Origin of the sequence: Bacteroides sp. NSJ-48, from assembly GCF_014287405.1 — a bacterium.
Classification (GTDB): domain Bacteria; phylum Bacteroidota; class Bacteroidia; order Bacteroidales; family Bacteroidaceae; genus Bacteroides; species Bacteroides stercoris.
Map to the genome: position 1 here is coordinate 1 of NZ_JACOOD010000076.1, position 10067 is coordinate 10067.

General features: G+C 53.9%; 13 protein-coding genes and 1 pseudogene. 4 read left to right on the top strand and 10 right to left on the bottom strand.

Annotation, left to right across the window (positions count from 1 at the left end):
• From H8S52_RS18970 to H8S52_RS19015, 10 genes and pseudogenes are all read right to left on the bottom strand, one after another.
• Positions 1–830: pseudogene (locus H8S52_RS18970) on the bottom strand (viral A-type inclusion protein); the annotation flags it as partial.
• Positions 827–1033: a hypothetical protein gene (locus H8S52_RS18975; protein WP_007562496.1), complete on the bottom strand. Its 207-nt coding sequence runs from the start codon at positions 1031–1033 to the stop codon at positions 827–829. The pseudogene H8S52_RS18970 and the gene H8S52_RS18975, both read right to left, overlap by 4 nt.
• Before the next feature lie 38 nt (positions 1034–1071).
• Positions 1072–1560, bottom strand: coding sequence for a hypothetical protein (locus tag H8S52_RS18980; RefSeq protein WP_005798252.1), 489 nt, complete (start codon positions 1558–1560; stop codon positions 1072–1074).
• A 3-nt stretch (positions 1561–1563) separates the two neighbouring features.
• Positions 1564–2139, bottom strand: coding sequence for a hypothetical protein (locus H8S52_RS18985; protein WP_005798256.1), 576 nt, complete (start codon positions 2137–2139; stop codon positions 1564–1566).
• Positions 2136–2462 (bottom strand): hypothetical protein, encoded by a 327-nt coding sequence (locus H8S52_RS18990; RefSeq protein WP_224205180.1) that lies wholly within the window; start codon positions 2460–2462, stop codon positions 2136–2138. Before H8S52_RS18990 ends, H8S52_RS18985 begins: the two co-directional genes overlap by 4 nt.
• Entirely contained in the window at positions 2428–2907 is a 480-nt protein-coding gene (locus tag H8S52_RS18995; RefSeq protein ID WP_007562503.1) for a hypothetical protein, read from the bottom strand. The genes H8S52_RS18990 and H8S52_RS18995 overlap by 35 nt, the downstream gene beginning before the upstream one ends.
• 28 nt (positions 2908–2935) lie before the next feature.
• Entirely contained in the window at positions 2936–3325 is a 390-nt protein-coding gene (locus tag H8S52_RS19000; protein WP_007562505.1) for a hypothetical protein, read from the bottom strand.
• A gap of 15 nt (positions 3326–3340) precedes the next feature.
• Positions 3341–3805, bottom strand: coding sequence for an N-acetylmuramoyl-L-alanine amidase (locus H8S52_RS19005; protein ID WP_007562507.1), 465 nt, complete (start codon positions 3803–3805; stop codon positions 3341–3343).
• Between the two features lie 6 nt (positions 3806–3811).
• Positions 3812–5011 carry a BACON domain-containing protein gene (locus H8S52_RS19010; protein ID WP_117737026.1) on the bottom strand — a complete coding sequence of 400 codons (1200 nt, stop codon included), beginning with the start codon at positions 5009–5011 and terminating at the stop codon, positions 3812–3814.
• A gap of 7 nt (positions 5012–5018) precedes the next feature.
• Complete coding sequence (locus tag H8S52_RS19015; RefSeq protein WP_022199168.1) at positions 5019–6059, bottom strand: head maturation protease, ClpP-related; 1041 nt, start codon at positions 6057–6059, stop codon at positions 5019–5021.
• A 203-nt stretch (positions 6060–6262) separates the two neighbouring features.
• Between H8S52_RS19015 and H8S52_RS19020 the strand changes: the two genes are divergently transcribed.
• The 4 genes from H8S52_RS19020 to H8S52_RS19035 are packed head-to-tail and all read left to right on the top strand — an operon-like array spanning position 6263 to position 10062.
• Positions 6263–6706, top strand: coding sequence for a helix-turn-helix domain-containing protein (locus H8S52_RS19020; protein ID WP_007562513.1), 444 nt, complete (start codon positions 6263–6265; stop codon positions 6704–6706).
• 11 nt (positions 6707–6717) lie between these two features.
• On the top strand, positions 6718–8250 hold the full coding sequence (locus H8S52_RS19025) for a hypothetical protein (RefSeq protein WP_007562515.1): 1533 nt from the start codon (positions 6718–6720) through the stop codon (positions 8248–8250).
• 21 nt (positions 8251–8271) lie between these two features.
• Positions 8272–8697, top strand: coding sequence for a phage protein Gp36 family protein (locus H8S52_RS19030; RefSeq protein WP_007562516.1), 426 nt, complete (start codon positions 8272–8274; stop codon positions 8695–8697).
• A gap of 12 nt (positions 8698–8709) precedes the next feature.
• Positions 8710–10062 (top strand): DUF935 family protein, encoded by a 1353-nt coding sequence (locus H8S52_RS19035; RefSeq protein WP_007562517.1) that lies wholly within the window; start codon positions 8710–8712, stop codon positions 10060–10062.
• The last annotated feature ends 5 nt before the right edge of the window (positions 10063–10067 follow it).

Below are 10067 nucleotides of genomic sequence, written 5' to 3' on the forward strand. Positions count from 1 at the left end.
ATAAGGGTATCATACCATTCGGAAAGTGTTTTATAATACCCGAAAGATTCCCCGTACTTGCGGTTCAGTTCCTCTACCTTCGCCTTTTCCTGTTCCTTGCTGCCGGTGAAGTTCTTTATTTCATCGATGACCGATTTCAGTTCGAAGCGGGTACGCACCATCTGGGCACGGCCGTCCTTCTCTATCTCGGTCATTTCCTTGACTGATACGTTGAATTCATCCACGCCTTTTTTGGCACTGAACAGGTTTTTCGTCCAATCCCAGATTTCATCACCGTACATTACCAGCAGCATGATGCCGGTGGTCATGGCCGTCTGCCAGGAAAAGAGCGAGGACAGGACCTGTTTCCATACCGGTGTGCCTTTCTTGCCTGACTTCTGCAGCTCATCATATTCCTTACGGGCACGGGCCAGTTCGTCCGTAAAAATCGGCAGGTTGTTGGATATGGCCAGAAAGAACATCTGCGGTCCCATGGCCAAAGAAGGCATTTCACGGGCCATCTGCTGGATGCTGTTGTGAAGCCCGTTGAACTGGCGCTGTGCATTGGGCATGTCTGCAGGGGTGACCTGCACGGATTCCGATTCCTCCTGCAGCAGTTTCAGTTTGCCGCGCAATTCCTCAAGCTGCTTCTCCAGTGCATGGATCTGCGCGATATTGGCACTCTGGTCCAGATTGGGGGCAGCCGTCTCCCCGGCAAGGCGCAGCCTTTCCAGTTCAGCCTCCAGCAGCCTGACGGTATTACGCAGTTCCAGCGCCTCACGTTCGGCCTTGTTCATGCCGGGCGTGAGTTTGTCCTTCATCAAAAATTCAACTTCTACAGGTTTGCTCATTCCAGTTTGCTTTGAAAAAATCCTACTATATCGTTCGCTTCATCCTCGGCGCTGTGTTCCGGTCTGGGAGCACCGTTTCCGCCGCCTTGCTTTTTCCGCACATACCGCGGCGCGTCGCTCAGCATCATGATCAGCGTCTGGTAATTCACCCCATCAAGGATGTAATCCACGCTCCAGCCGGTCGCCGATGCAATCTGCCACACGAAGCCGAAAGGGCTATGGGAACCTTCATACCGGGTTCTTAACTCCCCTTCCTTGCCTGGCTCAGTCTCGGAGTCATCGGGTTCGCCCGCGCTGTCGAGCTGATAATACGCATAAAATCCTTCGTGCCCATCAGACGCTCGAATGTTCGGAACATGGCCGTCAGATAACGCCACTCCACAAAGTTCCGCAGTACCCACGCTGTCACCCCGATGCCCACGTGCCGCGACACGTATCCCCGGCATACCGTATAGGCCAGCAGGCGGCTCACAGCCTTACCATGCTCCGCCACAAAGGCCAGTTCCTCGGTCTTGTCCTTCGGTTGCCAATCGGGTTTGACACCCGTCTTCAGGTATTCCCGCGCCAGCAGAATCTGACCCCGCAGCCTCGGACGCTTCATCGTCACACGCACCTCCACCGGGCGTTTCAGCCACGGAAGCTTCCACCTTTTAAGAGGTACGGACACGCCGCTGTCAAGCAGCGCGTCCGCACACTCCATCTCTATCAGTTGTTCCAAACGGTCAGCCATACGTTAGCCCTCCTCACTTTGGAGCGATGCTGCAGCCGCGGCTTCCGCCGGCGGCAGCTTGTACTGCCCCCACTCGTCCGGTATTGCTTCCGTATCGAACACGCCGTAAGGCTGCGAACCGTCCTCCGGCATCGCCACTTCGAGCGTAACCTCTATCTTGGAGGTTTCTGTAAGGGTCAGCTTGCCTGCAGGATTGGAAAGCAGCGTGGCGTTGGGAATCAGTACGCTCTGTCCGGACACGAGGGAGAGTTCCCATGGTCCCTGCATGACAAGCACCTCCGACGGGGCTGTCCAGCCGATCGGAGTTTTCTTTTCCGAGTCTTCTTTCTTATAATGCAGGCTGCCGCCAAGCAGTTTGTGCAGGTTCGAATAGTTCATCTGGATCACATTGAACGTCGGGGCGATGCCGCCGTTACTCTGTGGGATGACCAGCACCGGGGCACCCTGCACCTGTTCGGCCTCGATCTTCGCGGCCTCGGGTTTCTTGCCGCCCAGGTCAAACGAGTTCTTTTCAATATACCCGATTGTGAAATCCTTATACTTTACGGCTCCTATGCCGTACATGAAATTCTTGTTCATCGTTTATAAAGTTTGATGGTTAATAACACACCGGCCAATAAGCCGGCCAATACACCTGTGATAAACGTCCGCATCCGGTTCGGAGGGCGTTTTTCTACTGTTTGAACGTCATTTGAAATTTCGCTCTTGGTTTCGCTACGGATGCGCGCCAGCTCTTCTTCATACCATAGCACCAGCTGCTGCAGACTGTCACACGAGGCTTCGGCCACGATGTTCCCGCTGTCGTCGCTGCCTACGGTCAGATTCGCCTGTCCGCTCTTGCCACGGTACACGGCACCTTCAGGAAGTTTACGGAGGCTGTCCGCAGGTATAGACAGCTTCACCGAACTCGCCGGTATACCCGCCATCACCAGTCCCGCCCGTCGGCTTCCGCTCGCGCTGTCGGTGCTTGCCGATTCCGTCTGTATCTTCTCCACCGTCGTGCTCTTCCTGCTGCTTGCGCAGCCCGCCAAGCACAGGACAGTCATCATGATGGCGGCAACTGTTGGCAGTGTCAATGGCCTTGCGCAGTCGCGCCATTTCGCGCTTGTTGGCCTGCAGGTCTTTTCTTGTTGCATTCAGTTCTTCTTTTAAGGGTACCACAATATTGCTCACCAAAACGCGGGTGGCATGTTCTGCGTTATCCACACGCACACCCTCTGCGTCGGCTTCGGCTTTCATCGCTTCCGCTTTCGCTTTCCTCACCGTAGCACGCAGGGAACCGATGGCTGCTGCAGTGCCCACAAGGCCGCCGCTAAGAATAATGTTCATGATCTCGCTAAAGTCCATACCACCCGTTTTTTAGTCAGTCAACCTTTTATTCTGCTTCCTCGCGTTTCTTTCGGAATAGTCCGATAACCCATTGCACCAGTCCCGTGTCGGCTACCCCATTGGCTACAAGTGAGGCACCAAAACCATAGAGCAAGGCAATGTCCCAGCTCACATCACTCACAAATCCGGCATCAAGCCACCACAGTAGCATCGCGCACACCAAGCCCACACACCAGCTCACCAGCTGCGTCACCCAGCCTTTCATGTTGGGGAACAAACCTTTCAACCCTTCAGTAAGCACCACCACACCGCCGACGAAACCGGCAAAGGTGCCAATCATTGCGTCATAGTCCGTTGCCGGAACATCGGCCCCTTGGGCCATCACAGCCGATACTGTTCCCAGCATCAGCATCATAAACAGCATAATTCGTTTCATTGATTGCTTCTTTTATTATTGGTTAATACCTATTTCTTTCAGCCATTTCTGTACATCGAAACTGGGGCAGGCTTTGGCCGCCAGCTCGTTGTGTCCCACAATGCGCACATCCGGGAATCTGCGATGGAAGTCCTTCACATACTTCTCCAGTGCCTTTTTCTGGCAGCCGGTGCGGGTGTCCTTCGGGGTCTTGCCGTCCTTGGCCACACCGCCGGCATACACAATGTGGCGGCTCACGCTGTTGTACCCCTTGGCTCCGTTGGTCACTTCCCAGGGATCCACCTGCGCATCCTCGTTGTTGTTCACCAAGCGTTCCACACCGCCCTGCAGGTGGAACAGGTCGGTGTAGCCCACCTGTTTCCAACCTCTGCCACCCTGGCTTACGGGCGAAGTGTGCCACTTCCGGATGTCCGCCGATGATACCTCACGCCCCTCCGGGGTTGCCGTACAGTGAATTACCAGATACTTCAATTTTGCCATACCATCTTATTCTTTCTGGTTTTGGGTAATGGTAATCTTGGCCGTCTTGCTGCGGTCGGCATTGAGCGTAAGGGTCAGTGTACCGGTTTTCTGACTGCCACTGTTTGCACCGGCCGAAATCTTCACGCCTTTATCCGTCGCTTCCACCTTGAAGCCGGCAGGGGCACTGCCTATCTCATATTCTCCGCTGGCGGTCACGGTCACTTCTTCACTGCCACCGGTTGCCTCAAGGGTCACACTGGCAGGGTCAACTGAAATCTTCTTCTCGCTCGCCTTGAACACGGGGTTGCTTCGCTTGTCCAGCACCACCACTTCTTCACCGAAGGCAATGTTCGTGTCAGCCTTCATCAGCATCTTGAAGAAGTACAGTTCGCTCGCGTTCGAGATCTTGTCAATCTGAATCACGTCTTCATCGTCCTGCAGGTTCACAGCCGCAAACAGGTTGCCGCCGGCATCGGGCGAACAGAGGGTGCACACAATCAGATCATCGGGCCAGGCCGCAAGCGTCTCAATGGTAATGCCCTTGTAGCGACGGGCATTCACATCGGTTTCGCTCGTGTTCTTGGACTCGCGCTGGGTCAGCTCGTCATCATACTTGTCAAAGTCGTTCACGCTCATCAGAATGCGGAGGTCCGGGTTGTTGCGGATGGCCACGGGAATCTTCGCACGCATGGCTTTCAGTCTGCCCAGCATGGTCGATTCTGCGCTGTCCACCACAATCACCTCAGTATCCTTGGCCATCTGGGTCAGGATGCCGTTAAACAAGTGGTCGTCATCATCCCCATATTCACCGTTCACATAGTGGTCACCCAGTTCAAACTGTACCCGCTTGGCCAACTCGGCAAGCAGGGCGTTCTGCGCTTCGGGCGGAAGTTCCGAGAATACCAGGTTGCCCTTCGGCTGCCATTTGCGCCAGATGTTCTCGAACGTGCGGGGGTTAAACACCGTAAAGGCCATGAAGTCCACCGGGTCAAGACTCTTTTCGTCGTAGTTGAAGTTGCCCTTCGAATCCTCCACGCCGGGGTTCTCCTTGCGCTTCTGGAGCATCTTGCCGGTCTTCAGGCGCGGCAGGCTGATTTTCTTCTCCACACCGGGAATCACCATGATCAGCCCCTTTTCCACAATCTCATTGCTCGTAGCGGCAAGCGTCAGCAACTGTTCCAGTACCTCGCCGCTGTAATTCGTGTTTCTTACAATTATTGCCATAGTTCAATCACTTTTTACGTTTGTCCTTAATTTCTCGCATACGCCTGTTCCAGGGGCTTTCTTCACCATTCGGTTCCAGATGCAGGTCTTCCATCACACGGCGCTTTACCGGCAGTTGGGCCAGGGCCTTTTCGCCGTTCTCGCGGTCATTGGCCAAAAGGTTTTCGTAGATGGGGCGGGTAGTCGCATCAATGCGACCGTCCTGCTCGGCTGCGTCAAGCAGCTGCTTGCGGGCGGCAAGGTCTTCGGCTTCAGCCTTGTCTTCGTAGGTCTTCACCTTGGCCTTCAGGTCGGTGTTCTCTTTCGTAAGGATAGGTACCTTGCCTGCCTCTTCCTCCAGTTGGTCCATCAGGCGGAACACATCCGCATCACTCGCGCAGTCCTTGAAGCGCGGGCGTTTCTTTACGTCTTCCAGATTCATGTCTTCTCTGTTTTTTTGTGGCTCAACGAGCCGGTTATTGAATAAAGTATATATCTGCGCCGGTGTACTGTCTGCCGGCACGGGGTCTGCATCATAGATGTCGTCTATGAAACCAAGGTCCAGGGCTTCCTTGGCGGTCAGCCAATGGTCCTCGCCGTCAAAATAGGTCTGTTTCACTTCTTCCTTGCTCATGCCCAGCCGCTCGGCATAGATTTCACTCAAGCTGCCTTCCAGGCTTTCTATCTCTTCCATGCAACGCTGCAGGTCCTGCTTGTTGCCGTAACACCCGCCGCTCACACTGTGCAGCATCAGACGGGCATATTTGCTCATTTCTACGGGCTTGCCGCAAAGGGCTATCACACTGGCCATGCTGGCGGCTATGCCATCCACATAAATGCGGATGTCGGCCTGGCTATGGCGCAGGGCGTTGAATATCGCAATGCCGCTGTACACTTCCCCGCCGTTGCTGTTGATACGCACATGGATGCGTCGGCTCACGCGTTCGGCTTCCATCAGTTCCTGGGCTATGCGCCCGCTTTGCACCTCCGTATAGTCTCCGATGTCCCCGTACAGGAATATCGTACTGGTGCCGTCGTCACTCGTTGTAATATTGAAAAATCTGCTCATCGTCATGTCTTTACCAGCGGTTTCCCCGCCTTTCGATGGTGCGAAAATAGAACATTCCCATGGCACCAAGAAACCGCGTCCGCATCATAACGTTTTCTGGCGTTATCATAACGCTGTAACCCGTCATCATGCGTACGCGCTTTTACAAACCCCGCTTTTTCATGCAATTTTGTAACGTGATTTACAACTAAAAAGGACGATTTATGGCAGATTTGACGAATGCCCAGAAAAAGGAATGGGCAAAAACTTTGTACCTCAAGGAAAACCTCACACAGCAGGAAATCGCCGACCGGGTGGGCGTGTCACGGGTGTCCGTGTCCAACTGGGTACGGGCCGGGAAGTGGGAGGAACAGAAGGTGGGGCTTACGCTCACAAGGCAGGAACAGGTGGCTAACCTCTACCGGCAGGTGGCCGAAATAAACAAGGCCATCGCCGAACGGCCCGAAGGGGAACGGTTCCCCTCATCCAAGGAGGCTGACATCCTCGGGAAACTGTCGGCGGCCATACGCAACATGGAGCAGGAAGTGGGCATTGCCGACATCATCAGTGTCCTCACCGGGCTCATCGACTGGGTACGGGCGGCCGACCTCGAAAAGGCAAAGGAAATTACACGCCTGGCCGATGCGTACATTAAAGACAAATTATAAAGGGATAGACAATGAAACAGACTGACAGACTCGCTCTCCTCGATTGGGAGAAGTACAAAGAAGACATCGCAAGGGCTACACCGGTCGATAGGAACATGACGGCAGCCGAACGGGAAAAACACCGGGAATATCTTGAGAAACATCCCATAGAATGGATCAAGTTCTTTTTTCCGAATTATGTCAAATATGAATTTGCCGACTTCCAGAAAAAGGCTATCCGGCGGATCATTGCACACGATGAATGGTTTGAGGTGCTTTCTTGGAGCCGTGAGCTGGCCAAATCCACCGTCACCATGTTCATCGTCATGAATCTCACGCTTACCGGACGCAAAAAGAATGTGATTCTGACCTCCAACAGCAAGGACAATGCGGTGCGCCTGCTCGATCCCTACCGGGCCAATCTCGAAGCCAACGGACGCATCATGGCATACTACGGCAAACAGGAACTGCCGGGCTCATGGACCGAGGATGAATTCACCACCAAAGGGAAGGTCTCTTTCCGCGCACTGGGTGCCGGACAATCTCCGCGTGGTTCGCGAAACGAGGCCATACGTCCCGACGTACTGCTGGTCGATGACTTTGATACGGACGAGGATACCAAGAACCCGGACATCATCCAGAAGCGCTGGGACTGGTGGGAAAATGCGCTGTATCCCACAAGGTCCATTTCCGAACCTACACTGGTCATCTTCTGCGGAAACATCATCGCCAAGGACTGCTGCGTGGTGAGGGCGGGCGAAATGGCCGACTCCTGGGACATCGTGAACATCCGCGACAAAAACGGTTTTTCCACATGGCCGGAAAAGAACTCGGAAGAGGACATCGACCGCACACTGTCCAAAATATCCAAAAAGGCGGCACAGGGAGAATATTTCAACAACCCGATTTCCGTGGGAGAGGTATTCGAAAACATTGCATACGGCAAGGTTCCGGCACTCTCCAAATTCAAGTTCCTCGTGGTGTATGGCGACCCGGCACCGGGCGAAAGCAAGGGTAAGAAAGGCAAATCCTTCAAGACGGTTTCGCTCTGTGGCAAATTGGGTGGCAGGCTTTACGTCATCAAGACTTTCCTGGCACAGGCGCTCAATGCGGAGTTCATTGACTGGTATGTCCGGATGCTTGAATTTGTCGGGGGCAAGACCAATGTCTATTGCTACATGGAGAACAACAAGCTGCAGGACCCTTTCTTCCAACAGGTGTTCAAACCGCTGGTGGCAAAAGTACGCCGCGAACAGAAGATTGCGCTGTTCATCCGGGGCGACGAGGAGAAGAAGACGGACAAGGCTACGCGCATCGAGGCCAACCTTGAACCGCTCAACCGCGAGGGGAACCTCATCCTCAACGAGGCTGAACGGGACAATCCGCACATGAAGGAACTGGAGGATCAATTCAAGTTGTTCACCCTGACCATGCGCTATCCGGCCGACGGACCGGATGCGGTCGAAGGGGCGAACCGTATCATTGACGAACTGATCAGGCGCATTGAACCGCCCGTATTCCGATCACGGAAGGATGTAAGAAAACGGAATAAGAAAAGATTATGACAACTCTAAAACAATAGGACTATGAGCAAATTTGTTGAACTTACCGATTACGATGCGAGCATCCACCGAGACATCCTCGACGCACTGGTTCGCGAAGACGAAACGGTCATTGAGGTTTGCGAGGACAGGGCCATTGCCGAAATGCGGTGTTATCTGGGCAAACGCTACGACTGCAACAAGATTTTTGCAGCCACCGGCGAGAACCGTAACCAGCTCGTGCTGATGATGGTCATCGACATGGCGGTCTATCACATCTTCTGCATCCACAACCCGCAGAAACTTTCCCAGGTACGCAAGGATCGTTACGAACGGGCGGTGGAATGGATGAAGGCGGTGGCCGACGAGGACATTTCAATCGAAGGGGCTCCGCTGCTGCCCGAGGAACAAAGGGCGGGCAGGTCGGATTTCCGCATTCAAAGCAACCGCAAACGAACGAACCACTGGTAAAAAGCAAGCATCATGAAAAAGAAAAACAGAAAAAACAACAAAGCCGGCATCATCACCGTAGGGGGAAACTTCACGTTGCCGGGACAAAAGAGACCGAATGTGATTGTGCTCACACAGCCCAAACGCTTCGGGCTGGACATTTCCGACTACATGGCAGCCGTAAGGGTGGCCGAGAATGTCGATTTCTCGCGACGTTACAAACTTTATGACCTCTACGAGGACATTCTGATGGATACCCACCTTTCCTGTGTGCTCGAAAAGCGAAAGAATGCCGTGCTGTGCTCCAACATGGAATTCCGGGTGGACGGGAAGCCCGACGATAAAATCAACGAACAGATACAGTCGCCCTGGTTCAACCGGCTGGTGGGTGACATCCTTGATGCGAAATTCTGGGGCTTCTCGCTCTGCCAGTTCTACAAGCTGCAGGAGTGGGTGGATTATGACCTGGTACCACGCAAGCATGTGGATCCGGTCAGGGAACTCATCCTGCGCCACCAGACGGACATTACCGGCCATTCCTGGAATGAATATACCGACCTGCTGTTTGTGGGTTCACCGTCCGATTTGGGGCTGTTGGCCAAGGCTGCACCTTGGGTCATCTACAAACGTAACACTACGGGCGACTGGGCACAGTTCTCCGAGGTATTCGGCATGCCTATCCAGGAATATATCTATGATTCCGACGACGACGAGTCACGCCAGCGGGCCATGGAGGATGCGGCCAATGCCGGAAGTCTGGCGCAGTTCTTCCATGCCAAGGACACGGAACTCAAACTCACGGAAGCCGGAAACAAAACAGGGTCTGCCGATGTCTATGAACGCCTCTGCGAGCGGTGCAACAACGAAATTTCCAAACTGATACTGGGCAATACGCTGACCACCGAATCGTCCGAAAAAGGCACGCAGGCTTTGGGTACGGTTCATAAGAAAGTAGAGGACAAGGTACTGGAGGCCGACCGGAAGTACGTGCTCAACGTGCTGAATTACGACATGACGGACATTCTGCTGCGCATGGGCATCAACACCGAAGGGGGTACGTTCTGTTTCCCCGAACCGAAGGAAACGGATGCCGGTACCAAAATATCCATCCTCACGCAGCTGAAGAAGAACTTCAACATCCCCATCGACGACGACTATCTCTATGAGGAATTCGGTATCGACAAACCGGCCAATTACGAGCAGCTGAAGGCGGAACAAAAGACGGCTGAACAAGCCGACCAGATTCCAAGCCCGAAGAAGGAGCCGGAGCCAGCGAATAAGGGACGGGATGATGAACCGACACCGAAACAGAAAAGAAACTTCCGGAACTGGCTCAAAGGTTTTTTCGTGAAAGCCCCGGCAGACGGGGCAGCTTTAGACTGGTAGTCGAC

Excerpts from the sequence above, each read along its gene's own strand:
- H8S52_RS18985 (WP_005798256.1), bottom strand. The coding sequence starts at position 2,139 with ATGAACAAGAATTTCATGTACGGCATAGGAGCCGTAAAGTATAAGGAT.
- H8S52_RS19010 (WP_117737026.1), bottom strand. The coding sequence starts at position 5,011 with ATGGCAATAATTGTAAGAAACACGAATTACAGCGGCGAGGTACTGGAA.
- H8S52_RS18980 (WP_005798252.1), bottom strand. The coding sequence starts at position 1,560 with ATGGCTGACCGTTTGGAACAACTGATAGAGATGGAGTGTGCGGACGCG.
- H8S52_RS19005 (WP_007562507.1), bottom strand. The coding sequence starts at position 3,805 with ATGGCAAAATTGAAGTATCTGGTAATTCACTGTACGGCAACCCCGGAG.
- H8S52_RS19020 (WP_007562513.1), top strand. The coding sequence starts at position 6,263 with ATGGCAGATTTGACGAATGCCCAGAAAAAGGAATGGGCAAAAACTTTG.
- H8S52_RS19025 (WP_007562515.1), top strand. The coding sequence starts at position 6,718 with ATGAAACAGACTGACAGACTCGCTCTCCTCGATTGGGAGAAGTACAAA.
- H8S52_RS19035 (WP_007562517.1), top strand. The coding sequence starts at position 8,710 with ATGAAAAAGAAAAACAGAAAAAACAACAAAGCCGGCATCATCACCGTA.
- H8S52_RS19000 (WP_007562505.1), bottom strand. The coding sequence starts at position 3,325 with ATGAAACGAATTATGCTGTTTATGATGCTGATGCTGGGAACAGTATCG.
- H8S52_RS18995 (WP_007562503.1), bottom strand. The coding sequence starts at position 2,907 with ATGGACTTTAGCGAGATCATGAACATTATTCTTAGCGGCGGCCTTGTG.
- H8S52_RS19030 (WP_007562516.1), top strand. The coding sequence starts at position 8,272 with ATGAGCAAATTTGTTGAACTTACCGATTACGATGCGAGCATCCACCGA.
- H8S52_RS19015 (WP_022199168.1), bottom strand. The coding sequence starts at position 6,059 with ATGAGCAGATTTTTCAATATTACAACGAGTGACGACGGCACCAGTACG.